This is a genomic window from Psychrobacter pasteurii, assembly GCF_900162815.1.
Classification (GTDB): domain Bacteria; phylum Pseudomonadota; class Gammaproteobacteria; order Pseudomonadales; family Moraxellaceae; genus Psychrobacter; species Psychrobacter pasteurii.
This window is the reverse complement of record NZ_FUGD01000110.1, coordinates 1-24,501: the sequence shown is the minus strand read 5'-3', so window position 1 is coordinate 24,501 and position 24,501 is coordinate 1. Positions and strand designations below refer to the sequence as shown.

Annotated in this window: 23 protein-coding genes; 7 read left to right on the top strand and 16 right to left on the bottom strand. The window is 42.3% G+C overall.

Annotated features, from left to right (window positions below):
- Both A1232T_RS10020 and A1232T_RS10015 read left to right on the top strand, forming a co-directional pair.
- On the top strand, positions 1 to 283 hold a 283-nt coding region (locus A1232T_RS10020), incomplete at its 5' end, for a transposase (RefSeq protein WP_425272051.1).
- Positions 284 to 407: 124 nt separating this feature from the next.
- On the top strand, positions 408 to 842 hold the full coding sequence (locus A1232T_RS10015) for an HIT domain-containing protein (RefSeq protein WP_007395256.1): 435 nt from the start codon (positions 408 to 410) through the stop codon (positions 840 to 842).
- A gap of 64 nt (positions 843 to 906) precedes the next feature.
- Here A1232T_RS10015 and fdx read toward each other — a convergent pair whose 3' ends face one another.
- From fdx to A1232T_RS09975, 8 genes are all read right to left on the bottom strand, one after another.
- Positions 907 to 1,245, bottom strand: coding sequence for an ISC system 2Fe-2S type ferredoxin (fdx, locus tag A1232T_RS10010; protein WP_077449280.1), 339 nt, complete (start codon positions 1,243 to 1,245; stop codon positions 907 to 909).
- Positions 1,246 to 1,346: 101 nt separating this feature from the next.
- On the bottom strand, positions 1,347 to 3,308 hold the full coding sequence (gene hscA / locus A1232T_RS10005; RefSeq protein WP_077449279.1) for a Fe-S protein assembly chaperone HscA: 1,962 nt from the start codon (positions 3,306 to 3,308) through the stop codon (positions 1,347 to 1,349).
- Positions 3,309 to 3,405: 97 nt separating this feature from the next.
- Positions 3,406 to 3,957: a Fe-S protein assembly co-chaperone HscB gene (hscB, locus tag A1232T_RS10000; protein WP_077449278.1), complete on the bottom strand. Its 552-nt coding sequence runs from the start codon at positions 3,955 to 3,957 to the stop codon at positions 3,406 to 3,408.
- A 197-nt stretch (positions 3,958 to 4,154) separates the two neighbouring features.
- The gene (iscA, locus tag A1232T_RS09995; RefSeq protein WP_077449277.1) at positions 4,155 to 4,475 is read right to left on the bottom strand and encodes an iron-sulfur cluster assembly protein IscA; all 321 of its coding nucleotides are present in this window, start codon (positions 4,473 to 4,475) and stop codon (positions 4,155 to 4,157) included.
- A gap of 124 nt (positions 4,476 to 4,599) precedes the next feature.
- On the bottom strand, positions 4,600 to 4,995 hold the full coding sequence (gene iscU, locus A1232T_RS09990; protein WP_077449276.1) for a Fe-S cluster assembly scaffold IscU: 396 nt from the start codon (positions 4,993 to 4,995) through the stop codon (positions 4,600 to 4,602).
- A 167-nt stretch (positions 4,996 to 5,162) separates the two neighbouring features.
- The gene (locus tag A1232T_RS09985; protein WP_077449275.1) at positions 5,163 to 6,389 is read right to left on the bottom strand and encodes an IscS subfamily cysteine desulfurase; all 1,227 of its coding nucleotides are present in this window, start codon (positions 6,387 to 6,389) and stop codon (positions 5,163 to 5,165) included.
- Positions 6,386 to 6,913 carry an Rrf2 family transcriptional regulator gene (locus A1232T_RS09980; RefSeq protein ID WP_077449274.1) on the bottom strand — a complete coding sequence of 176 codons (528 nt, stop codon included), beginning with the start codon at positions 6,911 to 6,913 and terminating at the stop codon, positions 6,386 to 6,388. The genes A1232T_RS09985 and A1232T_RS09980 overlap by 4 nt, the downstream gene beginning before the upstream one ends.
- Before the next feature lie 424 nt (positions 6,914 to 7,337).
- A complete protein-coding gene (locus tag A1232T_RS09975; RefSeq protein ID WP_077449273.1) occupies positions 7,338 to 7,973 on the bottom strand; it encodes a hypothetical protein in 636 nt (211 codons plus the stop codon).
- 524 nt (positions 7,974 to 8,497) lie between these two features.
- Between A1232T_RS09975 and A1232T_RS09970 the strand changes: the two genes are divergently transcribed.
- Together A1232T_RS09970 and A1232T_RS09965 are read left to right on the top strand one after the other, a co-directional pair.
- On the top strand, positions 8,498 to 8,770 hold the full coding sequence (locus A1232T_RS09970; RefSeq protein WP_007395246.1) for an HU family DNA-binding protein: 273 nt from the start codon (positions 8,498 to 8,500) through the stop codon (positions 8,768 to 8,770).
- Between the two features lie 142 nt (positions 8,771 to 8,912).
- Positions 8,913 to 10,787, top strand: a complete 1,875-nt coding sequence (locus tag A1232T_RS09965; RefSeq protein ID WP_077449272.1) for a SurA N-terminal domain-containing protein — start codon at positions 8,913 to 8,915, stop codon at positions 10,785 to 10,787.
- A gap of 115 nt (positions 10,788 to 10,902) precedes the next feature.
- Here the strand turns inward: A1232T_RS09965 and purH are convergent, their stop codons facing one another.
- From purH to mrcB, 5 genes are all read right to left on the bottom strand, one after another.
- Positions 10,903 to 12,477 (bottom strand): bifunctional phosphoribosylaminoimidazolecarboxamide formyltransferase/IMP cyclohydrolase, encoded by a 1,575-nt coding sequence (gene purH, locus A1232T_RS09960; protein ID WP_077449271.1) that lies wholly within the window; start codon positions 12,475 to 12,477, stop codon positions 10,903 to 10,905.
- A 233-nt stretch (positions 12,478 to 12,710) separates the two neighbouring features.
- A complete protein-coding gene (gene fis, locus A1232T_RS09955; protein ID WP_077449270.1) occupies positions 12,711 to 13,004 on the bottom strand; it encodes a DNA-binding transcriptional regulator Fis in 294 nt (97 codons plus the stop codon).
- Between the two features lie 79 nt (positions 13,005 to 13,083).
- Positions 13,084 to 14,007 (bottom strand): 50S ribosomal protein L11 methyltransferase, encoded by a 924-nt coding sequence (prmA, locus tag A1232T_RS09950; RefSeq protein ID WP_077449269.1) that lies wholly within the window; start codon positions 14,005 to 14,007, stop codon positions 13,084 to 13,086.
- A 73-nt stretch (positions 14,008 to 14,080) separates the two neighbouring features.
- Positions 14,081 to 14,983 (bottom strand): tetratricopeptide repeat protein, encoded by a 903-nt coding sequence (locus tag A1232T_RS09945; protein WP_083722618.1) that lies wholly within the window; start codon positions 14,981 to 14,983, stop codon positions 14,081 to 14,083.
- A gap of 117 nt (positions 14,984 to 15,100) precedes the next feature.
- On the bottom strand, positions 15,101 to 17,509 hold the full coding sequence (gene mrcB, locus A1232T_RS09940) for a penicillin-binding protein 1B (RefSeq protein WP_425272066.1): 2,409 nt from the start codon (positions 17,507 to 17,509) through the stop codon (positions 15,101 to 15,103).
- Positions 17,510 to 17,898: 389 nt separating this feature from the next.
- Here mrcB and A1232T_RS09935 point away from each other — a divergent pair, with 389 nt between their 5' ends.
- Positions 17,899 to 20,808, top strand: a complete 2,910-nt coding sequence (locus A1232T_RS09935) for a heavy metal translocating P-type ATPase (RefSeq protein ID WP_077449267.1) — start codon at positions 17,899 to 17,901, stop codon at positions 20,806 to 20,808.
- Between the two features lie 119 nt (positions 20,809 to 20,927).
- Here A1232T_RS09935 and A1232T_RS09930 read toward each other — a convergent pair whose 3' ends face one another.
- Complete coding sequence (locus A1232T_RS09930; RefSeq protein WP_077449266.1) at positions 20,928 to 21,650, bottom strand: Bax inhibitor-1/YccA family protein; 723 nt, start codon at positions 21,648 to 21,650, stop codon at positions 20,928 to 20,930.
- A 520-nt stretch (positions 21,651 to 22,170) separates the two neighbouring features.
- Here A1232T_RS09930 and A1232T_RS09925 point away from each other — a divergent pair.
- Together A1232T_RS09925 and A1232T_RS09920 are read left to right on the top strand one after the other, a co-directional pair.
- Positions 22,171 to 23,163: an NAD(+) kinase gene (locus A1232T_RS09925; RefSeq protein WP_244152448.1), complete on the top strand. Its 993-nt coding sequence runs from the start codon at positions 22,171 to 22,173 to the stop codon at positions 23,161 to 23,163.
- A 52-nt stretch (positions 23,164 to 23,215) separates the two neighbouring features.
- Positions 23,216 to 23,521, top strand: a complete 306-nt coding sequence (locus A1232T_RS09920) for a YeaC family protein (RefSeq protein WP_077449264.1) — start codon at positions 23,216 to 23,218, stop codon at positions 23,519 to 23,521.
- Between the two features lie 98 nt (positions 23,522 to 23,619).
- On the opposite strand, the gene A1232T_RS09915 is transcribed toward A1232T_RS09920, so the two are convergent.
- Both A1232T_RS09915 and csrA read right to left on the bottom strand, forming a co-directional pair.
- On the bottom strand, positions 23,620 to 23,994 hold the full coding sequence (locus tag A1232T_RS09915) for a HopJ type III effector protein (protein ID WP_077449263.1): 375 nt from the start codon (positions 23,992 to 23,994) through the stop codon (positions 23,620 to 23,622).
- A gap of 115 nt (positions 23,995 to 24,109) precedes the next feature.
- Positions 24,110 to 24,355: a carbon storage regulator CsrA gene (csrA, locus tag A1232T_RS09910; protein ID WP_028858219.1), complete on the bottom strand. Its 246-nt coding sequence runs from the start codon at positions 24,353 to 24,355 to the stop codon at positions 24,110 to 24,112.
- Positions 24,356 to 24,501: the final 146 nt, after the last annotated feature.

The window sequence follows — 24,501 nt, the reverse complement described above, 5'->3', positions numbered from 1 at the left end:
TCGGCATGCCGTGGTGGTCATGGATGGGGCGCTATGGCACCAACCAAGTTTGGATCAAGACAATGTGACCATGCTTAAATTGCCTCCCTACTCACCTGAGCTTAACCCTGCTGAACAGGTATGGCAGTACCTTAAACAGCATTGGTTATCTAATCGCTGTTTTGAGAGTTATGATGCGATTGTCGATGCGGCATGTGACGCTTGGAATGCATTGTGTAATGAGACTAACTTAATTAGGTCTATCACTCAGCGGGAGTGGTGCGACTTGAGTGTTATTTTTTAGAATTGGTATAAACTCTAGGTTATCTGCTGCAAAAGATTAAACATGTGTTAGCATCTATAATATCAAGCCAATACCTGATAAAATATTGGCTTGCAGAATCATTAAAATAATTAAGAGAGCCAATATGTTTCAACTTCATCCAACGCTAGCTAAAGATTCGTTTTTAGTTGGAGACTTTCCACTATCTACTTGTCGTCTAATTAATGACTGCCAGTTCCCTTGGTTGATTTTGGTACCTAGAGTGGCGGGTGTGCAAGAGATTTATGAATTATCACCAGCTGACCAGGCTCAGTTTTTACGTGAGTCAAGCTGGCTATCGAGCCAGATGGCTAAGACGTTTAATGCAGATAAAATGAATGTGGCAGCTTTAGGTAACCAAGTGCCTCAACTGCATTTCCATCATATTGTCCGTTATCAAAATGACTTAGCTTGGCCAAACCCAGTGTGGGGCACGCCAGCAGTACCTTATACCCAAGAGGTTTACTTGGCTATGCAGCAGACGCTTATGATGGCGTTGCGCGGTCATAATCAAATGCCTTTCGATTGGCAAATGCAGTAAATATAAAGCCCCATAAAAAAAGACACCTTAAGGTGTCTTTTTTTATGAATATACTAAATGGGGATTAGTGGTTTTCACTGGCATGGTTGATAGTATATTTTGGAATCTCAACCACTAAATCTGTGTCTTCAATCTGTACCTGACAAGATAGGCGAGAGTCTGGCTCAAGTCCCCAAGCTCTGTCTAATAAGTCCGCTTCGATATCATCCATTTCATCTAGACTGTTGAAGCCTTTACGCACAATAACGTGACAGGTAGTACAGGCTTTAGACATCTCACAGGCATGCTCAATTTTAAAGCCTTTTTCTAATAGACCTTTACATAAGTTTTGGCCGCTTTGTAGTTCAACTTCAGCACCTTCTGGGCATATTTCATGATGGGGCAGTAATGTAATCTTAGGCATAAAAAATTCCAACTTTTAGTTATTAGTAAAATCTGTTTTGCAATATCTGTGTTAAAGGATCGATCAATATAATCCTTAATTGTCTTATCCTAGCGAGCCTTTTATTCAGACCAAGTCTCTGTACTGGTACCTGCTAGCGACTGCTGAACACTTTGGTCCATGATACGGGCCGCAAAGGCATCGCTCAATGGCTTTAATTTGGCTTGTTTGTTTTCTACATCTGCTTTTATGGCTTGCAGCACAGCCTGATCGTCAGAAGAGATATCTTGCTCAAGTGCTTCACCTAACTGTTGCATCGCTTGCTGCAGATTGCTCACTTCCTCTTCGCTCAATAGAGAATTAAACTCTTGTAGGGCAGACTGCAGGGCTAGAACTTCACGCTCAGCCTCTACCTTGGCTTCAATTAAGCTACGAGCCAGTTTGTCTTGAGCCGCATTTTCAAAACCTGCACGCAGCAGCTGCTCTTGTTGTTCGTCACTTAAACCATACGATGGGGTAATCTTAATATCGCTCTTAACCCCAGAGGTAGCTTCAAAAGCACTTACTGAAAGCTGACCATTGGCATCAATATCAAATGTCACTTCGATGCGCGCTAAGCCTGCTTTCATAGGAGGGATTCCATACAGCTCAAAGCGGCCCAATGAACGGCAGTTCTCAACGGTATCTCGCTCACCCTGTACTACATGAATTATCATGCCTGTTTGACCGTCTTGATAGGTGGTAAAGGTTTGTTTTTTGGCCACTGGGATAGGAGTATTGCGTGGAATAACCACTTCTACTAAGCCACCCATGGTCTCTAGGCCTAAAGATAGTGGGGTCACATCAAGCAATAAGACATTATTAGATTTGTCTTTTTTGATGAGCTGTTCGGCAACTTGTGCTGCACCCAAAGCGACTACTTCATCAGGGTTTAGATGAGACAGAGGCTGTTTGTTAAAGTGCTCGGCAACAGCCTGCTGGATCACAGGCATACGGGTTGAGCCGCCCACCATGATGATTTCATCAAGCTGTGATAGGTCAATATTGGCATCTCGCATGACTTGTTCGCACGTAGAGATGGTACGGCGAGTAATAGGCTCGACAATCTGTACTAAATCTTCTGCGGTTAAAGTACCTTGCCACTGAGTACCTGCCACATCTAGACTTACTGAGATACTGTCTTCATGAGTCAGTGCCTGCTTATAAGCCTCTGCTTGACGGGCGATATGAGTGCGCTGCTGAGCCGTTAACTGTTTTGGAGTTAGATCTGCCTGTTTAAGTAGCCAGCCCATAATTTGGCGGTCCATATCATCACCACCTAAGGCACTGTTGCCCCCAGTGGCCAGAACTTCAAACACACCTTCAGTCATTTTTAATAGCGATACATCAAAGGTACCGCCGCCCAAATCATAGATTAGATAGATATGCTCTTGTTTTTCAGAGTCACTTTTATTGCGGTCTAGACCATAGGCCACGGCTGCTGCTGTAGGCTCATTTAATAGCCTAAGCACATTAAGACCGGCCAGCTTAGCGGCATCTTTAGTGGCCTGACGTTGGGCTTCGTCAAAATAAGCAGGTACGGTAATGACTGCGCCTGCAATACTGGCATTAGGCAGAGCAGATTGGGCCCGTTGCTCTAAGGTTTTTAGTATTTCAGCAGATACCGCTACTGGAGAAATCTCTCCTTGAGCCGTCACAAAAGAAGGCATAGCTTCTACATTACTGGTACTAGACTTAAGCTCATAAGGGTGAGAGAACTTAATGTCTTGTACGCTACGACCCATAAAGCGCTTAGCTGAGATAATAGTGTTGGCAGGATCTGTTTCAAAATAAGCCAAGGCTTCAGAACCCACAACAGGAGTCGTTACGCCCTCTTTATTACCATAATAAACTACTGAAGGCAGTAAGGTGTCTTTGCTGGTGTTAGTAGTTTCATCGCTTAAAGAAGTTTCAAGCAAAGCTGCCTTACCTGAGCGGACAACCGCTACCATAGAGCGAGTGGTACCTAAATCGATACCTAAAGCATATTTATGCTCATGAGGATTTGCACTTTGGTTTGGTTCAGCAATTTGTAATAAAGACATAAAACACTCAATCTAAGGCAGAGAATTAATAATAAAAGTAAAAAATAAATAGTTAACTAGGTATTAAACACATAAGGGGCATTCAATACATAAGCTATTAAAGATATAAGTCATCGTCATCAGCTTGTTGTTGGCTGTTATCTACGGCTATGTCCATATCTTTTTTTAGCTTAACCAAAAACTTAAGCTTCTGAGTAGCATCTTTCGCCACAGGCCAGTCTTGCTCAGCATAAGCTTCTTTAAAACGTTGTGACTGATTGTCTATACGCAGATCAACGTTAGTTTTTAGCTTGGAAATCGTGGCTAAGTCGCTTGCTGATTCGGCATCATCAAGGTCCATGCGCATTTCCATAGCATCATCTAGGAAGTCGAGATCAGCGATAGAGTGGTCGGTATTAAGCTCTTGGCCGGATAGTTCTAATAAATAATTAGCGCGGCTGTCTGGATTGACTAAGATGTCATAAGCATGATTGATGACAGCAGAGTTTTGCTGTAATGAGGCGCTCTCATTGCCGCTTAATTTGTCAGGGTGATATTGGCTTTGAAGTTGACGCAACCGTTCACTAAGCTTTGTGGTCTCAATCTCAAAAGTAATAGGCAGCTCGAATAGAGCAAAGAAATTGGCGAAAGTAGGTGCGTTATCTGACATAGGCTTTGAGTGCTATTGGTTGATGGTGGTTTGGTGAAAGCTAAAACTTAAAGCTGACGAATTATATCGTCAGCTCCGTCTAAATCCTAAAATCATTATTGTTGCAAAGTATTGTAATTATGATTTTAGTTATAAGCACAGTTATAACTAAAGACGCTTAACACTTAATAAAAGGGGGAGAGGTGACACGTTACTGATTAAACAGTAAAAGACTCACCGCAGCCACATTCACCTTTTTTATTTGGGTTAGTGAATTTAAAGCCTTCGTTCAGACCTTCAACCACATAATCCATTAATAAGCCGTCTAAATAAACCATACTCTTAGGATCAACAAAGATATTAACCCCGTTGCTTTCAAATTTTTCGTCTACAGAATCTGGTTCATCAACGAATTCTAACACGTAGGCCAGTCCTGAACATCCAGCAGTACGAATACCGACACGAATGCCCTCGCCATGACCTCGGTTATTTAAATAATCTGTAACGTGTTTTGCAGCACGTTCGGTCAGTTCTATCATTAAGACTATCCTAATGTTAAAAATTAAAATTTATATCGCTTGAGCTTAATAAGATTGCCTTAATAAGCTCATTAGCCTAAAAAATATACTAACTAATCGCTTATCAATTCAATAAAGGTATGAATTAAGCGTCAGTTGCTGTATCAGTCTTGGTGCGGTAGTCATTAATAGCTGCTTTAATCGCATCTTCAGCCAATACTGAACAGTGAACTTTCACTGGAGGCAGAGCCAATTCTTCAGCAATGTGCTTGTTTTTGATTTCAGAGGCTTGGTCTAGAGTCTTGCCTTTTAGCCACTCAGTTACTAGCGAGCTTGAAGCAATAGCTGAACCACAGCCGTAAGTTTTAAAGCGAGCATCTTCAATAATACCGTCATCGCCAACTTGAATTTGTAGACGCATAACGTCACCACAAGCTGGAGCACCAACCATACCGGTACCAACGTTTTTGGCATCTTTGTCTAAATTACCAACGTTGCGTGGATTTTCATAATGGTCAATTACTTGATTACTATAAGCCATGGTGTTTCTCCTGGGGTTTAACCTAGATAAATGGGGACAATAAAAATATATTGTCTAATTCGTTAATAATAATTAGCGTTAATTAAGGGGCAGCTTTTGGTTAATAATTATAAAAGTATTGTCAGTTATAATAAGTCAGCCCCTTAATGGCTAATTTGCTTTTTTGTTTAGTGTTCCGCCCACTCTACAGAGTCAAGATCCACGCCATCTTTATACATATCCCATAGTGGAGATAGGTCTCTTAACTTCTCAACCGCTTCATGGATTTGAGCTAAAATGGTATCAATGTCTTCTTCTGTGGTGTAACGACCAAAGCTGAAGCGGATAGAGCTGTGTGCTAATTCATCTGGGCGACCAATAGCACGTAGTACGTATGAAGGCTCAAGAGTAGCTGAAGTACAAGCTGACCCTGAAGAAACCGCCATGTCTTTTAATGACATCATTAGTGATTCACCTTCAACGAAGTTGAAGCTAATGTTAATGATATTTGGCACGCTGTTTTCAACATCACCATTTAGGTAGATCTCTTCAATATCTTGAACGCCTTGCCATAACTTGTCATGCATTTTCTGAGTATGGGCACGGTCTTCTTCTAAACGCTCAGCAGCGATGGCGAATGCTTCACCCATACCAACGATTTGGTGAGTGGCTAAAGTACCAGAACGCATACCACGCTCATGACCACCACCATGTTGCTCGGCACGTAGGCGAACACGTGGTTTACGGCGTACAAATAAAGCGCCGATACCTTTAGGACCATAAACTTTGTGACCCGAGAAGCTCATTAGATCAATTTTTAGTTCTTCTAAGTCAATTTTTACTTTACCAGCAGCTTGAGCACCGTCAACGTGGAAGATTACGCCAGCTTCACGAGTGATTTCACCGATGGCTTTTACATCAGTTACTGTGCCTAGCTCGTTGTTCACCATCATTAATGAAACTAAGATAGTGTCTTCACGTAGAGCTTCTTTAACTTGCTCAGGCAGGATAAGGCCTGTGCCTGGCTGAGGGTCGATATAAGTAATTTCAAAGCCTTCTTGCTCAAGTTGACGGCAAGTATCTAATACAGCTTTGTGCTCAATTTTACTGGTGATGATGTGCTTACCACGACCTTGGTAGAAATGAGCAGCGCCTTTGATGGCTAAGTTATCAGACTCAGTCGCACCAGAGGTAAATACGATTTCACGAGGATCGGCATTCACTAAATCAGCAACTTGTTGACGTGCAGTTTCTACAGCTTCTTCAGCTTGCCAACCGTAGCCGTGTGAACGAGAAGCTGGGTTACCGAATACACCTTCAAAAGTCATGTATTCAGCCATCTTCTTCGCTACTTTTGCATCAACAGGGGTAGTGGCTGCATAGTCAAGATAGATAGGGCGGTTTAAGTTACTCATGCTGGATTAACCTCATTGGCAGGGAATATTATATTTGAATTTGTAGTTGTACTTTTTTCAGTTTTCTCAGTTGCTACTTGATGAAGCAGTTGTTGACGATGCGACACGTCTTTAACATTTTCCATTTGTAATAACTGATCTAAAGAAATATTTTTTAAATATTGTTCGATGTGGATAGATAGGGCACACCATAAGTCATGGGTAAGACACATAGCGCCGCCTTGACAGTTACCTTGGCCGCCACACTGCATAGCATTCACTGATTCATCGACAGCAGTGATAATGGTCATTACATCTATATCAGCCAAAGGTTTAGCTAAATGATAACCACCTGAGGCACCACGGGTACTGGTCACCAATCCTGCTTTACGTAATTTAGAAAATAATTGTTCTAAATAAGAAATTGAGATGGATTGGCGCTTGGCAATATCAGATAGGGAGACAGCATTTTTTGAATCACCATCTTGGATAGCCAGGTCAAGTAAAGCTGTAACCGCGTATCTACCTCTAGTTGTTAAGCGCATTTAATGTCTCCACGAGTTCATACTGAATTAATTAAGTCCTATTATAGTTAATTCCGAGTAATGCAGTCAAGATTAATTGGTGGCTTAATTGTAATACAGATAATCAGTAAAACAGTCGTGGATTTTTGGCGCCAATATTATAGCAAACTATGGGTTAAAAATTATCGATAGTTTAGGGTTTCTCAATGGCTTATAGTACTTGATTTGAGGCCGTAACCTTATATTTTCAATCCCGATTTGGTCATTATTTAAATTTAATCAACATAAAAAAACACCTTAATAGACTAGGGGTCCATTAAGGTGTTTAAAGGTCAAGGTTCTGAAAGCAGATCACTTAAAGATAGAGTAGACCCTAAGGCTGATTACTGAATAACTAAGTGCTTAATACTAATTGCTTAAGGTTGTGATCATCGTTTGGCTGTTATTAGCTTACCCAGCCAATAACAGCAGCGATGGCAATCAATGAAGCCACAATAAGGGCAATCATAGTGGTTTTTTGTTTGCTGTGTGCTTCTTTCAGACTGATTTCAAGCTCACGGTTGCGCATGCTTAAAGCATTAAGCTGTTGCTGCTGCTCTTCAATACGGGCTTTATAGTCCGGCTTGTTTTCCTCTTTTGCCTCTTCAGCTTTTTCTTTGCCTTTTCCTTTAACAGTTTTGATGATGCCTTGAAACAGGCTAGCAACACCCAGCTGTGATAAGAAGTTGCGAACTTCATTAACGGTTTCGGTACCACCACGCATGGTGATCTTATTAATTTGAGTTACGTCATTGCTAACCAGAGAGTTGATCAGCTGATGGCTATAAGCATTAATAACAACATCAGGTTCAGTAGCAGAGTGGGGAAGCTCGCTGTCTAATAAGATACCTTTGTTAGTGAACGTAGCATAAAACTGAGTGTGGGGTAGGTAACTGCGGATACAGACCACAGTGTTTTTTTGAGCCAAAGGGTAGACTGCTTTACGTAGGTTTGCATCGAATCTTAAAACAAGCGTAATAGCAGACTCTGCAAATACCAGTACGACATTAAGTAGAGAGTTTGAAATTGAATTTTGACTCATACTAAACCTATTTGAATTTTGTTATTTGTTATATGAAGGGTTAACGCATCATATCTATTAAAGTTAGAAAATCTTGTTAACTTAAAAACCAGCTTAAGTAATTCAGAAAATTATAACCGTCATTTATGAAAAATGTGATAAATAATAGCATAAAGTAACGTACTCGCTATAAGTATGATACGGATTAATAAAATTAACTGGTAAATAGCTGAGATAGGATAAAAACCTATAAAATATACGATAGCACTTGAAACAACGAGGTTTTAAAGGTATAAAGTCAATGTAGGTGGTGTCTCAAGCCGATTTGCGTAAGCAATTGAGCAGTAAAATGTAAATTTACTTGCACATTTCTAAACCCCTTGCTATAACAGCAGGAGAAACCCCACGTTCAGAAAATACTAAAAATTCAAAAGGTGCACTTTTTTTGCACTGATGTGTAGTATTTAAGGGCTTGGTTATTGCTTATTTAGTTTTTAAGCGATAGAATTTACCTCCGAATTTAAATCATTTTAAAGGAAGTCTCTATGAATAAATCAGAATTAGTAGATAGCATCGCTGAGAAAAGTGGTCTGAACAAAACTCAAGCTGCTGACGCTCTTAATGCTATGATGGAAAGTGTTGGCGAAGCTCTAGAAAACAATGACACTATTTCATTAGTAGGTTTTGGTACATTCAGCGTTAAAGATCGTAAAGCGCGTACTGGCCGTAACCCTAAGACTGGTGATGAGCTTCAGATTCCAGCAAGCCGTGTACCACACTTTAAAGCAGGTAAAGGCCTTAAAGATCGTTTAAACTAAGCCGATTATGCGCTAAGTTAAGCGAGTACCATGTCTGATAGCAGACAATAACGCACCTTAGGGTGCGTTTTTTTTGTGTCGGACCTTATTTTCACGTATGATATTGCGTTAACCTCTTATTAACTTATGACTGATATGTACTATGGAATCGATACGTAATTTTCTTAAAAGTTGGCCTGGCAGAATTTTCTTAATGCTTTGTTTATCCCCTTTGGTAATTTTAGGCCTTGAGAGCTATTTTACTGGGTCAGCAAATGCAAATGACGTGGCTACAGTAGGTGATCAGACGATTAGCCGCGCTGAATATCAAGACGCTATCAATAATCGCAGAAATGAGCTACTACAAAATGGAGTGGAAGCCAGTGCGATTAATACCAATGCCCTAAACCGTGAAGTTCTAAGAAGCCTAATCAATCGTGCTTTACTTAGAAACCAATCGGACCAACTAGGCATGCACGTATCAGACAAGGTTATTAACGACTTGCTGTTACAAGATCCTCAGTTCTTAGATGAAAATGGTCAGTTCTCTAACGACCGCTTTGCCTTTGCATTGCAGCAGCAAGGTATGACCAAAGATCAGTTATTTAATCAGTACCGTCAACAGCTAAACTTAATGCAGCTTTATGCTAGTGTGGCTCAAACCGCTCTTTATCCAGAAGCTGAAATTAATGACCTATTGGCGCTACAGTTAGAAACTAGAGATGTTTGGGTATATCGCTTGCCTTGGGAGCAGTACAAAGACAAGGTGTCTGTGTCTAATAAAGAGATTGAAGACTACTATAACAAGCATAAAAATGAGCTAAATAGCGTAGCTATGGTTGATTTGGCTTATATTCAGCTTGATCCTAGTAAAGTTGCTGTTGATGAAGTGACTGAAGAAGATATTCAAGCTCAATATAATGCGTTTAAAGCCAATTATGTGGGTGATTATAGTCAAAAGGTCAGTCAGATTTTGGTGACGGGTGCCAACGCACAAAAGACCATTGAGCAAATTGAAAGCCGTCTTGAGAAAGGCGAAAGCTTTGCGGCTTTGGCTAAAGAATTTTCTGAAGATCCAGTGAGTGCAGCCAAAGGCGGTGATATCGGTACCTTTAATCCTGATGTCTTCGGTGCCGATGGGGCCAAAGTTGCTAAGGCGATTGAAGGGTTAAATAAAGACCAAGTTTCAGAACCTGTTAAAACCAGTTTTGGTTATCAGCTGTTTAAAGTTACTGAAATGTCTGGTGAGGGCATTCCAAGCTTAGACAGTATGCGTGAAGAGCTTGTAGCACAAGCTGAGCGTCAAAAGCGTGAAGAGCTGATTGCTGACAAGATTACTCGCATTAACGAGATGGCTATTGATGGTGTAGGTATTGAAGACATTGCACAGCAAGAAGAGCTTAGTGTGCAAAAGATTAAAGACTATACCAAAAAGGACAATAAAACAGTTCTGGCTCAGCCAGCAGTGATTGAAGCAGCCTTTGATGACTTCGCTATTCAAGATGAGTCAGTGAGTGCCAGTATTAAAGTAAATAACGGCACTCTGTGGGTTCAGCCTACCAACTATCGTCCAGTTAAGCCTTTAACCTTGCAGCAAGCTACTGCTGAGATTAAAACTATTTTAGTGAAGCAAAAAGCGAGTGCTCAAGCTTTGGCAGCCGCTCAAGCTATTAGCAAAACTGTGAATGATAAAGGCATGCAAGCGGCTCAAGCTAAGTTCCAGTCTTTAGGTAATATCAATCGTCAAAGCTCATTGCTGACGGCTAATGAGCAAGCCATTGCGTTTAGTAAGGACAGTACAGACGGTAAGCCAGTGGCTGTTTCTGAAAAAACTAATGAGGGTGCCACGGTTTTAGTTTTAGGTCCTATTACTAAAGGCTCTATGCAAGACGTGCCAGCCGCTGAGCTATCTCAAGCCATGTTTGATATGAGAAGTATCCGAGGCCAAGAGTACTTCAGCGATTATGTCGAGTACTTAAAAGGCGCTACGAAAATTGAAGAGAACGAAAGAGTGATTAATGAGGTAGGCGGAGTTTAAAGCTTAGCTCTTTATCCTAGTTATTTTCTTTTGATGAACACAAAAAAGACCGTCTCAATTGAGGCGGTCTTTTTTTTATCCGTTAATAACAGATAGCTCATAAAGCAGCTATCAATTAGTGGCGGAAATGACGCATGCTAGTGAATACCATAGCGATACCATGTTCGTTAGCAGCAGCAATGGTTTCATCATCACGGATTGAACCACCTGGCTGGATAATGGCTTTAATGCCCACTTCAGCAGCGTTATCAATACCATCTCTGAATGGGAAGAAGGCGTCTGATGCCATAACCGCACCTTCAGTCTTAAGGTTGGCGTGTTCAGCTTTGATAGCAGCAATACGAGCTGAGTTTACACGGCTCATCTGACCTGCACCAATACCGATAGTACGCTGATCTTTACCATAAACAATAGCGTTAGACTTCACGTATTTAGCTACAGTCCAAGTAAATAGAAGGTCATTTAACTGTTCAGCAGTAGGCTGTAAGTCAGTCACTACTTGTAAGTCGTCTGCCGTGATTAGGCCTAAGTCTTGGTTTTGAATTAATAGACCACCGGTGACACGCTTATAGTCAAACTGAGCCGCACGGTTTTGTGGGCTAGGTAACTCACCACAAGTTAAAACACGCACGTTTTTCTTTGCAGAAGTGATTTCAAGTACGCCTTGCTCTAAGCTTGGAGCAATGATAACTTCAGCAAACTGAGTGTCAACGATAGCTTGAGCGGTTTGCTTAGTTAAAGGGCGGTTGAAAGCGATGATGCCACCAAAAGAAGACTCAGGGTCTGTGCTAAAGGCAGTTTTGTAGGCTTGAGTTTGGTCAGCATTGATGGCCACACCACAAGGGTTAGCGTGCTTAACGATCACACAAGCAGATTCAGAGAATGATTTTACACACTCTAAAGCGGCATCAGTATCGGCGATGTTGTTGTAAGACAACTCTTTACCTTGATGCTGCTTAGCTGTAGAGATGCTGCCTTCGCCTGAGCCGTTTTCTTCCACGTAGAAAGCCGCTTGCTGATGAGGGTTCTCACCGTAGCGTAGGTCTTGAGCTTTTTTCAATTGTACGTTGAAAGTACGCGCAAAGCTGTCTGGCTCTTCAAAAGACTCTAAGCGGCTGCCTAAGAAGTTAGCAATCATACCGTCATAATGAGCGGTGTGTTCAAACGCTTTAACCGCTAAATCAAAACGGGTCTTTTGTGATAGGCTGCCGGCTTCTTTTAGTTCTTGTAAAATAGAATCGTAGTCTGCAGGGTTGGTCACGATAGCCACGTGCTCATGGTTTTTAGCAGCAGAGCGAACCATGGTTGGGCCACCAATATCGATGTTTTCGATAGCGTCAGCTTTGGTCACGTCTGGCTTGGCTACAGTTTGGGCGAAAGGATATAAATTCACCACAACCAAGTCGATAGGGCGAATACCGTGCTCACTCATTACGGCATCATCTTGACCACGGCGGCCTAAAATGCCTCCATGAATTTTTGGATGAAGGGTCTTAACACGGCCATCCATCATTTCAGCGAAGCCCGTGTAATCTGCTACTTCAGTTACTGCGATGCCATTTTCAGACAGTAGGCGATAAGTACCACCTGTTGATAGTAAATCATATCCTGCTTCAATTAGGCCTTTGGCAAAGCTTTCGATTTGAGCTTTATCAGAAACAGAAATAAGAGCGTACGGCTTATCAGACATAGTTTTTCCCATAGTGTATACGATAAAAAGGGTGATTAGATTCTGAAATCATCGTGGGTTTTGAGTAATTGTCTTAACCTAGTCAGGCTAAGACCCGAGTATATTAGAGCAAAATTGAAAATATGACAAAACTTTCACCCACTAAGAGCAAAGTTTGGTGTCGTACTTTCTGTTTTGTCCCTAAAATAAAGAGTTAGCTTTTATAAAAACAATATAAAAATAGAGTGAAAAGATCACATCAAACCATACTGTTGCATTTTTTTACGCAAAGTTCCTCGATTTAATCCAAGTATTAGAGCCGTCTTAGATTGATTGCCCTGGGTTTGTTCAAGAACGACTTCTAATAAGGGTTTTTCGACTTCTTGCAGTATGGTCTGGTATAGATTGGTCGCTGTTTCTCCTTCAAGCTCTACAAAGTACTGCTCAACGGCTTGCTGTACATGATAACGAAGCGGCATGCGTTCTTCGTTATCGATACAGTTAGCTAAGGTATTTACGTCACTTAAAGAAGAGGTTTGGTTGTCCATAGCTTTATAATAAATCTAATAGTGAATTAAAGTGAGTTTAAACTTTGATTATGGCGCTTATTAGGTTAAGGCAAATGGCTTAGCCCTTAAAAGTACCTGATAAGCGATGCCAATGAGAGTCGTCATGGTTGTCATTTTTTTCATAAGAATGACGGGTATCTAGGTTAAACCATGGCTGATAAGCACTGATAACATCGTCTAGCTGCTCGGAGATTAGACCTGCAAGAACAATGCCGCCTTCAGGTTTGATTAAAGTAGCCAAATAAGGAGCCAGCTCCATTAAAGGCTTAGCTAAGATGTTTGCTGTAATAATATCTGCTTTAGGAATATCACCGGCCTCAAAAGCTTTAGCAAAATCTTCTGGCAAGAAGGCTTCTAATTGACCATCTACCTCATTTCGCTCGGCATTTTGTTTGGTTGCTAACACAGCTTGAGGGTCAATGTCGACACTATAGACTTGCTTAGCACCCAGTAACAGGGCAGCGATACCTAAGATGCCTGAGCCACAACCATAGTCAATAACGACCTTGTCTGATAAATCTTGATCCGTTAACCAGTCTAGGCATAGGCGAGTAGTGGCGTGATAACCGGTACCAAAGGCTAAGCCTGGATCCATCATGATGTTTATTGCATCTGGATTAGGCGGCGTCATCCACTTAGGAACAATCCATAAATTATTGGTACACTCAATAGGGGCGTAATGTGACATCCACTCACGCTCCCAGTCTGTATCGGCAAGGGCAGTGGTCCACACGCGTCGAGCATTGACTTGTACAGCGATGGTCTGTGCTGCCGCTTCAATATCTTGTGCATTGTCTGCAGTAAATAGACCGGTTAGGATAACTTCGTCCCATAAAGGAGACTGACCAGGCAATGGCTCAAATAAGGGCTGGTCTCCGGCATCTTCTAGGCTAATTGAAAGCGCGCCTTCTTCTAATAAAAGGCTTTCGGCCAAGTCCACATCTTGTTTTGCACATTGCAGGTGTAATTGCTGCCAATCCATAATGATCCTTAGGGTAAATAACTTTATAAAAAAATAGTATATTTTAGCTTGATACTACGTAGGTTGATAGCCTTTATCTTGATAATGCTGATTTTGCTTCGTTAATCACTCGGGTGTTGCCCTGTGCCTGTCCGGCTTTTAAGATAACTTGCCACAAAGCTCTTTTTCGGGCTTCTGTCTGAGCGACGACTAACCCACGACGGGCCATGGCTTCGGCTTTTAGCGGCTGGTTTTGCTTTAAAGCCACTTGGCCTAAATAGAAGTAAACCGCTGAAGACTGAGGCGCTAAGCGTTGAGCTCGAGTGAAAGTTGCTTGAGCGGCAGCAACTTGTCCTTGACGCAGTTGTTGAACACCTGTATCCATAAGCCTTTGGAAGGCAGGAAGGTTGCTACCATCTTGGATAGAAGCTGATTTATGACTTGATTGCTTTGAATTTTGACGCGCCTGCTCTAGTAAGCTCTGCTGTGCGGTTCGGGTATCTGGTACGCGAGGCTTAACCACAGGACTTTCATTAGTGGTGCTAGGAGGTATAGAGGGAGTCGGTCTGGTTTGGCCCACAGCATTGGGATTGGTTGTGACAACGGGGGCTTCTTCAGTTGTGACAGGGGCTTCAGTTTGTGTTGGGGTATTGTCTACAGGATAGGAAGTTTGGGGCTCAAAGCCTGTATTTTGTTCTACAGCTTGCGTATCGTCATCTACCTCTGAAATGGGGTAGTCATCTTCTAGGCCATCAGAATAAGTGGTAGAAGAAGGGGTCGAGCTTGGGGCTGGAGCTGTGCCTTGATTGGATTGAGCGTTAGGCTGAGTGACAGGTACTGAAGAAGGAACTGATAATCCTCCAGTACTTTGGCACCCAGTCAGAGCTCCCATCATTAGTAAGCTCAGGGCCGAGCTCATGAGTAATGATTTCAAGGGGCTGACTTTGATAGAAGTTTTAGCCAATGCTGTAACAGGTACTCGGGATTGCTTAGACATAATTTCAATCCAAATTGGTAAATTAAGGGCAAACCATGAGCAAAGCTAACTTGGTGATAAGTTAGCTTTGTTAACCTCATAAATACGATTTTGGAAAAGTTAAGCTGAAGTTAGGCGTTAAAACCATTCTAAAGCTTTATCATACCAAGTGTCGCCTGAATTCTCACTGTTATTGTTGTTTGAGTTCTCACCTTCTGCATTTTGTGAAGGGTCACTGCCATCATTATTGTCACCGTTTATCCCACCAGACGGCATACCTTCTTGAACGCTATCTAACTCACGGCTTTGATTTAGAAGCGCTTTATGCTGATCATTGAGCCACTGCAGCTGTCTACGAGATTGCTCTTGTTGATAAATAGCTAGGGCACAGTCGCTGGCATCTTCAGGTAAGTATCTTGATAATACAGGTAAGTATCTGGCTCCCTGACAGCTTTCATGAGACAGTTTGCCGGTACCATTTTCTAACCATAACCACTCCACACTATCAGGCTGCACCAACTCTACAGGCGTTAGACGCAAGCGCCCCATAAAGTCTTTCCATAAGGGTAGGGCGCCACTGCCGCCACTCAGACCAATAGGCTTGTTGTCATCTCTACCAACCCAGACCACACTGACATAGTTACCGCTGTAGCCTGCAAACCAAGCGTCTCGGTAATCATTAGTGGTCCCTGTTTTACCGGCCAAATTAAGATTATTGCCCAAAGATTTCAATGAGCTTGCCGTGCCATTTCTAACCACCTCTTGTAACGCATAGTTGGTTAAATAGTTTACATCAGGCGGTACACTGCGCTTAGTGTCAAATCCAGAGCGCTGTAAAATGCTGCCTCTATCATCGACCACAGTACGGATACTGATAATGGGGGTGCGGAAGCCGCCAGCTGCTAAAACTTGATACATGCCTAACATATCCATAGGGCTTAGCTCGACCGAGCCTAAGAACAAAGAAGGATAGGTAGGGATTTTTTCATTGATACCCAAGCGATGCATCTGATTGACAAGGGTGCCCACGCCAAACTCCATACCTGTATTCACAGCGGCTTGGTTATAAGACTTAGCTAAGGCTGTGGTTAAAGGCACATAGCCATGGTCGACACCATCATAGTTTTTGGGTGTCCAGCTACTGCCATCAGATGAGGTTAAGGTAACTGGGCTATCATTGACAGGGCTGGCAAGATTGTACTTGCCGCTTTGAAGAGCTGTCATATAGATAAAGGGCTTTAATAGGGAGCCGACCTGACGTTTGGCATCTACTGCGCGGTTAAATCCAGTAAACTCACTACCACTACCGATGGCAGCGACCAACTCCCCTGACGCTGGATTGGCGCTTAATAAGGCTGCTTGTAAGGGCTTAGTTTTACTGCTCTTTTTACGCAGTGCTGATAACTGTTTTTGCACCGCATTATCCGCAGCGAACTGAGCAATAGGGTCTAAAGTACTAAAAACACGTAACCCTTCATTTTTTAGATCTTCTGGGTGATAGTTAGATTGTAATTCACGCTTTACGATATCTAGAAAGTCTGGAAAACGGCTTTTGCCCACACTGGGTTTTTCGACCACATCAAGCGGTCTGGCTATCGCTTCTTCATAGGTTTCTTGATCAATTTTGCCAGTAGCTAACATATTAGCCAGGACGGTATTTCGTCTGTTTAATGCTCGTTCAGGGTTGCGGCGAGGGTTGTAGTAACTGGTTCCTTTTGCCAGGCCGACAAGCAGGGCTTGTTGATCTACCCGTAATTCTTTTAGTGGTTGATTGAAATAAAACTGTGCAGCCAATCCAAAACCATTAATAGAGCGGTTACCATTTTGACCTAAGTTAATTTCATTCAGATAGGTTTGTAAGATCTCATCTTTGCTGTAATGCATCTCTAGCAATAAGGCCATGACCGCTTCATTGGCTTTACGTTTTATGGTGCGGTCTGAGCTAAGGTAGAAGTTTTTAACCAATTGCTGAGTGATGGTTGAGCCACCCTGCATAGAGCCCCCTTGCAGGTTGTTATAAAAAGCTCGGCCAATCCCTTTTAGCGAGACGCCTTTATGCTGATAGAATCCTCTATCTTCAGTAGAGATTAAAGCATCAATAAGTGGCTGTGGAATCTCAGAGATGGGTAGGACAATGCGATCTTCATTGTTGTCTGGATAGATGCCACCAATAGTGACTGGCTCAATACGTACAATACCGGTATCGCTAGGCTGTGTGCTTTGAATACTGGTTACTTTTGAGTCTTGGATTTTAATCTTAATAACTTGTTCAGGGTCGACATCGCTGGCACTGTACTGGAAGCCACGGGTATGAATCACATACTGACCAGAGGATTTATTGTAAGTACCAGTGCGATCATAATTAGAGCTGGATTTGTAATTTAACATCTCTAACCAAGAGTCTAAATTCTTGGTAGTTAATGTCGCACCTTGATACAGCTCAAGAGGCTGAGAGTAAACCTTGGCTGGGATATTCCAGCGCTTACCTTCAAATTTAGCGGTTATGACTCTATCTTGCTTAATCAAATACATAGCAAGGACTACCATACCGACAATGATGATAATCAGTAATAGAAAACCAATCACTGAGCCTCTTTGTTGTTCAGGATTTGGAGTCTTGCCTGTGAGAGTATTTAAAGAGGGAGTGGGTGATTTAGAAAAATGAGATTTTGCTGAAGAAGGTTTGTGATGCACGATAGTTTTACCAACATAAAAAAGACCTGATTATAATGACGGAAAACGGTCATTTTTTCAATGTAAAAGCTGTTTAATACAGGGCTATTGTGCTTTAAAGGCAGGTTTTCATGGCTTTTCCATAACTGGGCTCAAATGCAGGTGGATTATCGATAACTTCTCCTCAGATAACAGTGCTTAGTTTGTAAGACCTGATACAATAGACAGTATCTTTACTGCGACAATTTGTTGTGAATAATGTTATGACCCATCCTAAAAATAGTTCCATTCAGCCTAGCGATTCTAATACCAGTTCTAATGCCAGTAAGGCCCCAAGTTTCACTTCTGATAATAGCGTGTCAGAGGGAGGAATAAACGAACAAATGCAATTTAATTATTTAGACGAAGATCTCAATAATTTGATATTGCCCCCTGAAGGGTGCTGTTTTCACTGTGGTGAACCTGTACCAGAGCCTCCGTTTACTGCCCATATCTTAGGTGAGCCTCGACTGATGTGTTGTATGGGCTGTCAGTTGGCGGCAGAGAGTATTGTAGAGGCAGGGCTTGAGCAGTATTACCTTGATCGCTCGGAGATTAACCGTACGGCGAGTATGCCTACTGAGTTAGAGCGCTTAAGGGCTTATGACCATGAGGATATTCAGGCTCAGTTTGTCTATGCTGCTGATGGCAAATCGGTGGCTGAGCTTTCAGTGAATAATCTGCGCTGTGCCGCTTGTACTTGGCTAATTGAAACCCGACTTTATGAAATGCCTGGGGTGGATAAGTGTCAGGTAAACCTGACCAATCAGCGGATGCGAGTCATTTGGGATGAGGACAAGCTACCCATCAGTGATATCTTGTCTACCATTAACCAAATAGGGTATGACGCCAAGCCTTATCGTCAAGACACTCACGAGGCTATGCTAGAGCGCAACAATAAAAAAATGATGATTCGTTTAGGTATTGCTGCTCTTGGGGCAATGCAGGCGATGATGTTTGCGGTCGGCATGTATTTTGGGAATTACACCAGCTACAGTGGCATGTTGGTAGAACAAAGAGACTTCCTACGCTGGGTATCGCTGTTTGTTAGTATCCCGGTCTTCTTTTATTGTGCTGTGCCATTTTTTACATCTGCTTGGTCGGCAATAAAAATTCGTCAGGTCAATATGGATGTGCCCGTCAGTATTGCTTTGATTGTCACCTTCTTTGCTAGTTTATATGCCACTATTTCTGGGCAAGGTGAGACCTATTACGACTCTGTCAGTATGTTTGTATTCTTCTTATTGGCAGGGCGCTATATTGAGCACAATGCACGGCTTAAAGCGGCAAATATGGCCAATGATTTGGTGGTGGTTGAGCCAACATTGGTACAACGTGTGGGTAATGAGCCGGCCTTAGTTCAACAGATAGATCAGGCTAATATTGCTCACAATCAGTCAGTAGAACAAAAAATTGAAACGGCAGAACACGCTTTAAGCCTAACGGAAGATCAACATCAAAAACTGGCACAGCTAGGAGAGTTGATTCATTCTGCCAAGCGTAGTAGGCAGTCTGAGCAGCAAGATGTCCAACAAGAGCTTAATGTTAATGGCGAATCAGATTTAAGCTTAACGCCACAAAGCTATGAAACAGTGACCGCTCACACCCTCAATATTGGTGATGTGATTATGATTGAAGCGGGTAGTGAGGTGGTGGCGGACGGCATACTTTGTAGTGAGACTGCCACAGTGTCACAAAGCCTCTTGACTGGGGAAAGTCTGCTTATTGTAAAGCACAGAGGGGATAGAGTAATTGGCGGGTCGCAAAACGACAGCCAGCCCTTTGTCATGATTGTCACGGAATTACCAGAAAACAGTCAAATTGCTCTGATTGACCGCTTGATGAACCGTGCGCTTAGTGAGAAGCCAAAAGTTGCGGAGCAAGCGGATAAATGGGCACGCTGGTTTGTGGCCAGAATTTTGGTGTTGGCTGTATTCGTTTTTATCGCTTGGTATTTTGTAGATCCCTCTCAAGCGCTTTGGGCCACGGTTGCAGTATTGGTAGCCACCTGTCCTTGTGCCTTATCGCTTGCTACCCCGATTGCCCTAACGGTTTCAACCAATAGGCTGGCAAGCTATGGTTTCTTAACCACACGTGGCCATACCATTCAGACTTTGGCTGAAATTACACATGTGGCTTTTGATAAAACCGGAACTTTAACTTACGGCAAACCCAACTTGCTATATATTGAGGCGCTTGAGTCACAAAAGGGAGCTGACCAAAACTCAGCTCAGGGTATGGATAAAGAGCAGCTGCTGGCTATTGCTGCGGCCTTAGAAGTAGGCAGCCGTCACCCTATTGCCAGTGCTTTACTTGATGCGGCGTATCAGCTTCACTTGCCGGCTGTCACCGAACTGGTGCATCATACTGCTGGCGGGGTTGAGGCTGTGGTTAATGACATCGGAGGGAGTTATAAATACCGCTTAGGTCATGTTAATTTTGCCTTAAATCAGAGTGATTCTGATGCCCAAAACAAGCCACAAGTATCGCTACAGCTACAGAAGCATAATGCCAGTACCGCAGTGATGCTAACCCGATGCCGCTTAGATTCAGAAGCAGATACAGCAAATGAAGTTTGGGAGCCTATGGCGCTGTACTACTTTAATGACAGTGTAAGAGAGGGCGTGGCAGAGATGATAGCGGCCCTGCAGGCTCAAAATATTGAAACCGTAATCTTGACTGGTGACCCCAGTGAGCATGCCCAAATTGTGGCCAAAGAATTGGGGGTTGATAAGGTATATTTCGGCTTATCACCAAGTGATAAAGTTGACCATATCAAAGCCTTACAACAGCAAGGCCATGTGGTAATGATGGTCGGTGATGGTATTAACGATGCTCCAGTATTGGCGGCGGCTAATATCTCAACGGCCATTGCTGGTGCTGCTGATTTGGCTCAGGTATCTAGTGATAGTGTCATCTTAAATGGCAAAGTGCCTGCGGTCTATGATGCGAAGCGAGTAGCGGACAAAGCGCAGCATATCATTAAACAAAACTTACGCTGGGCATTAACCTACAACTCAGTAGTACTACTGCCTGCAGCTTTTGGTTATGTGCCACCTTGGTTGGCGGCTATTGGCATGTCTTTAAGCTCATTGGTTGTGGTGTTGAATGCCTTGCGTCTAAAAAGAGCCTAACTGCAAATTGGCTAGTCACTGATTAATTAATTAGTTAATAAATCATTTTCTGCTGTACAAAAAAAGGGTCGCAATTGCGACCCTTTTTTTAGATATAAAAATTGCTTTCTAGTATGAGGTTAGTCTTGGAAGTGGCTTAATAAGCGCATGAACTCGAAGTACATCCAAACTAGAGTGGCTAAGATACCGATACCAAATACCCACTCATAATCTTCTGATACGCCGGCAGCTACTGCACGCTCAACGTTATCAAAATCAAGTAGCAAGCTAAATGAGGCGATAACTACCACAAATAAGCTAAAGCCAATGGCCACTAAACCACCTGTTTGGAATAAGAAAGGTAGTGTCGAGCCAAACAAGACAAAGCCCCATTGCACAATATAAATTAGCATAATGGCAAAGATGGCCGACATCATGATTGAGCGGAACTTCTCATTGACTTTAATCATGCCTGAACGATAAAGGCCTAACATTACCGCCGCGGTAACAAAAGTAGCAGCTAGGGCGTTGGCGGGAATGCTAGGGTCAATACCCATGAACATAATAGACACGCCGCCTAAAAATAAACCTTCTAAGATGGCATAGGGAGCAGCTAAAGATTTGGCTTTTTGCGGTTTAAAAGTAATAAATATTGCCAAACCAAAAGCGGCAAACATACTACCAAAGGTGACCATCTGAGCCATACCGCCGCTGATGCCGCCACTGATAATGAAGAAGAAAAAGCCCAGTGCTGCAATAGCACTTAGACCCAATAAGAAGCTGGTTTTATGTACAACGCCCTTAACGGTCATTGATCTGCCGCCAACAGCAAGTTCTGTACGACTGACAATAGGGTTTGCCATATTAATTCATTCCTTTAGTATTTAATTATTAACGTTAATAATTATTCACAGGTTGCCTAGATTTTTGCTAAAACCTAATTTCAGCTGTAATTTATTACGCTTAGTTATCGGTTATGATAGCGTACTTCTACAAGTGAGGTAAAGCTAACTTAAGCTTGAGGATAGGGTAGCTCCAATTAGGAGAAAATGTGAATACAGTTAACTAGTTAATGGTTGCGATGAGACCGCTTTTCAATATAGTGCTTTTTTATTAGGGGTGGATATAGCAATTATTAAGCCTACTTTCACGGGTAAATTTCATTGAAGCGGGTCAATAGGTTAATGCAGTAAATCTGATAATGTGGTACGCTTACCCATTATAAATAAACGGTTATAAAGCCAGAACGGCACTATAATATTGCCAGTAAAATTGCAGCATCGTTTATGGCTTTGAGGCAATAAAAAGCCGTACCAAGCCTTTTGAATTTAAAATATATTAAATTATCAAACTTAAATGACCTATTTGATGAAGCTTAAGCCTATGGAAAGCTCCGCGCAGTCCGATAAGCTCCCAAACTTATCAGATTCTACTCACTTTCATTCTATAAAGAATCCCGCTTTTAGACGCATAGGCTTGATGGGCCGTGCTCGTAAAAGAGGGGTCATCACGACTATTCATGAGATTGGTCGGCGTATTAATGAGATGGGACTGAGTCTGTATGTCGACTCAGAGACCGCCACTCTGCCTGATCTTGAGCTTGAGCAACTGAATCAGTTGCAGATCGTAAAGCGTAGTTTGCTTGGTGAGATTTGTGACCTAGTAATCGTGGTGGGTGGTGATGGCTCAATCCTTCATGCAGCACAAGCCTTAGCGCGATACCGAGTACCGGTATTGGGGGTAAACCGCGGTAGGTTAGGGTTCTTAACCGATGTGAATCCTGATGAGGTAGGTGCCAAGCTACATCAAGTATTGATGGGAGACTATCAGTTAGATCAAAGGTTCTTATTGATGATGGAAATTCAGGAAGATCGTAAGATTATCCATCAAGATATGGCCCTAAATGATGTGGTATTGCATGCCGGTAAGTCGGTACACATGATAGATTTTCAGTTAAAGATTGATGGTCTAGATGTCTATCGCCAACACAGTGATGGGCTCATTGTGGCCACGCCCACAGGATCGACTGCTTATGCCTTATCAGGTGGTGGGCCTATTATCCATCCTAGTTTAGATGCGATTTGTTTGGTGCCTATGCACCCACATACCTTATCGAGTCGTCCTATCGTGGTTAGCGATAAGAGTGAAATTATGATTCGTATCCATAAGGACAATCGTACTCAGCCGATGGTAAGTGCTGATGGCAAGCCGAGTGTGGCACTAGAGCAGCACCATAGATTGTTTATTCGCAAGCACCCTGACAAGCTAACTTTATTGCATCCCCCAGGTTTTGATTTTTATGAAGCGTGTCGAACCAAGCTAAATTGGAACGTACATGCTGAAGAGTTTTCTTTAGATGGCGAAGAGGATTTGTAGTCACTAAGTGATATAAATTTTAGCTTTGTTGGTATTAAATGTGAGGTATGACATGAAAAAAGAAGAAGTATTGGCAGCAATGACCCCAGAATTGGTGGCTTCTTTTCGTACAGCGATTGAAATTGGTAAATGGCCTGATGGCAATAAGTTAACACCAGAACAGCGTGAGACTTGTATGCAAGCGGTCATGATTTGGGAGCATGAAAACCTACCGCCTCAAGAGCGTGTGGGCTATATTCATAAACCTGTGAAAAAAGATGGCACAGTTGTAGGCGAGGAGTGTGACGTAGAGCATGAGCATCACTATCCAAATATGCCAAACCCCAAAGGCGATATTCAGCCGGTAAAATTCCGCTAAGCATTCCGTTAAGCCTTGTTAAGCGGATAAATCAGAAAGTATAGACCAAAAAAAAGACTAACTTAAGTTAGTCTTTTTTTATGAGAAGAATAAGGCGATTAGATGTTTTTCACATCCACTTTTGGACGCACGGTTAATGGGTTGGTTTCCATTAAAAAAGCACTCCAGCCCCAATGTAGGAAGTTACGGATATTGGGATGATCCGTACCATTTGGCGTAGCCAATACCGATTGGTAGTGCTCACCAAATAACTTTAGGGTATCAATTTGGTTTAGGCCATGATGTTTGGCAAAACCAAAAATCTTAGCACTGCCTTCATTGACACCAGGGGCGTTAACGGTATCCCCATTGCTAAATTTAACAGGGGTATAGCGATAAAAATCATCGATAAAGTTAATGACGTCATTAAAGCCGATGGCTTTTTTATCTAGTCCGTTCAGTAGTGCAGACACGTCAGAATGTCGAATACTCATAATGGCCTCATTATCAAATCAAAACTTATTATTGAATACTAATGTTTATTGTATTGTTCAAAAGGATAAGCATAATACTTATGCCTTTCTAGGATAATACGTCAAAAACGATTAGCTATCTATTAAAAAAGTCATCATCGTCAAATGAAGTAGGGAAGTTGCTCTGCTCTAAATGCTGCATTTGAGACTGCATTGCTCGTTCGTGCTGAATACGCTGATAGATTTCTTCACGATGCACAGCAATGTCTTTTGGTGCATTAACGCCAATGCGAACCTGGTTTCCTTTCACACCCAATACAGTGACACTTACTTCGTCACCAACCATTAAAGTTTCACCCACACGGCGAGTTAAAATTAACATGCGTCACACTCCTTATGTCGCAATTCTCTGTACACGACAAAAACAAAAAAGCTGACTAAGGACAAGGCATAATAGTAATTTTTCTTACGAACCACACTATGCCAAACCTTAATCAGCTCATAAATATATTATCGCAAAACCTAACC